The organism is Nocardioides sp. (assembly GCF_031397825.1).
Lineage (GTDB): Bacteria > Actinomycetota > Actinomycetes > Propionibacteriales > Nocardioidaceae > Nocardioides.
Genome location: NZ_JANNML010000100.1, coordinates 1 through 1892, shown reverse-complemented (window position 1 = coordinate 1892; position 1892 = coordinate 1). Strand labels below are relative to the sequence as shown.

The window sequence follows — 1892 nt, the reverse complement described above, 5'->3', positions numbered from 1 at the left end:
TACGGGCTGCGGACGGTCCCGGTGGCGATGCACATCGCCGAGACGGTGCGCCGGGTGGCGCCCGAGGCCTACGTCATCAACTTCACCAACCCCGCCGGGATGGTCACCGAGGCGATGTCGCGAGTGCTCGGCGACCGGGTCGTCGGGATCTGCGACTCCCCCGTGGGGATGTTCAAGCGGGTCGCGCGCGCGCTCGGCGTACGACCCGAGGAGGCGGTCTTCGACTACGCCGGGCTCAACCACCTGGGCTGGCTGCGGCGGGTGCTGGTGGACGGCCGGGACCTGCTGCCGGGGCTCGTCGCGGATCCCGCCGCCCTGCTGACGACCGAGGAGGGGCGGTTGTTCGGGCCGGAGTGGCTGGCCACGATCGGCGCCGTGCCCAACGAGTACCTCTGGTACTGGTACTACCGCACCGACGCCGTGGCCGCGGAGGAGCGGGCCGGCCGCACGCGGGGCGAGATCCTGCTCGAGCAGCAGCGTGACTTCTGGGCCGAGGGGCCTGGCGACGCGGGCGAGGCGTTCGCGAGCTGGGAGCGCGCGCGGCTGGAGCGCGAGGCGACGTACATGGCCGACAGCCGGGAGGCCTCCGGGTCCGGCGAGCGCGAGCAGGAGGACCTCGACGGCGGTGGCTACGACCGGGTCGCCCTGCAGCTGATGCGCGCGATCGCGCGTGACGAGGCGACCACGTTGGTGCTGAACGTCCCCAACGGCTCGACCCTGCCCGGCCTCGACGGCGACGCCGTCGTCGAGGTGCCCTGCGCCGTGGACGCCCGCGGCTGGCGCCCGCACCCGGCGGCACCGCTGGACCCGCACGCCTTCGGCCTGGTGTCGACGATGAAGGCGGTCGAGCGGACGACGATCGAGGCGGCGCTCTCGGGCTCCTACGCGACGGCGACGAAGGCTCTGGCCCTGCACCCGCTCGTCGGGTCGGTCACGGTCGCTCGCGGCATCCTCGACACCCAGCTCGCCACGCTCCCCGAGCTCCGCTCGGTCCTCCGCCCCTGACCCCGCGAGACGGCGCTGCGGTACGCCCGAGACGTCACGAAAGTACAGCCGACGTATCGCACGTACCCGAGTGACGTCTCGCTCGTACCTGCGCGACGTCTCGCGGGTCAGGGGGTGGGGGCGAGGTGGTGGAGGAGCAGCGTCTCGGCGAGGCACACCCGCGCGAACTCGGCGAGGTGGAGGCCTTCGTCGGCGCCGTGGGCGCGGGTGTCGGGGTCCTCGACGCCGGTGACGAGCACGCTCGCGCCGGGGAAGGCCTCGAGGAACTCGGCGATGAAGGGGATGGAGCCGCCCACCCCGATGTCGACCGGCTCGGTACCGTCCCACGCCTCGGTGAAGGCCCTCCGGGCCACGTCGTACGCCGATCCGCTCGCGTCGAGCGCGATGGCCTCGCCACCGTCGTTGAAGGTGACCGTGACCTCGGCGCCCCAGGGGGCGTGCTGCTCGAGGTGACGTGCCAGGGCGGCGTAGGCCGAGGACGAGCTGTCCCCCGGGGCGATCCGCATCGAGATCATCGCCCGAGAGGTGGCGGCCAGCGTGTTGGAGGCGCCCTGCACCCGCGGCGCGTCGAGGCCGGTGACCGTCAGCGACGGCTGGGTCCACAACCGCGACACGGCCGACCCCGACCCGATCCAGTGCACTCCCGCGGTTGCACCCGACTCGGCGCGCAGCCGCTCCTCGGGGTAGTCCAGATCCGAGGCGGGCCCGCTGACCAGACCCTCGACGGCCACCGAGCCGTCGTCGGTGTGCAGCGAGGCCAGCAGCCGGTTCATCGCCATGAGGGCGTCGGGCACGAGGCCGCCCCACATGCCGGAGTGGACCCCGTGGGTCAGCGTGCGCACCTCGACCGTGGCCCGCACCAGGCCGCGCAGGCTCGTCGTCAGCGC

The 1892-nt window shown here is 73.5% G+C and carries 2 protein-coding genes; one reads left to right on the top strand and one right to left on the bottom strand.

Annotated features, from left to right (window positions below; all coding sequences use genetic code 11):
- On the top strand, window positions 1-1005 hold a 1005-nt coding region (locus tag RMN98_RS08760), incomplete at its 5' end, for a 6-phospho-beta-glucosidase (RefSeq protein ID WP_309648431.1).
- Window positions 1006-1112: 107 nt separating this feature from the next.
- Here the strand turns inward: RMN98_RS08760 and RMN98_RS08755 are convergent.
- Window positions 1113-1892: peptidase dimerization domain-containing protein (locus tag RMN98_RS08755; RefSeq protein WP_309648430.1), on the bottom strand; the 780-nt coding region annotated here is incomplete at its 5' end.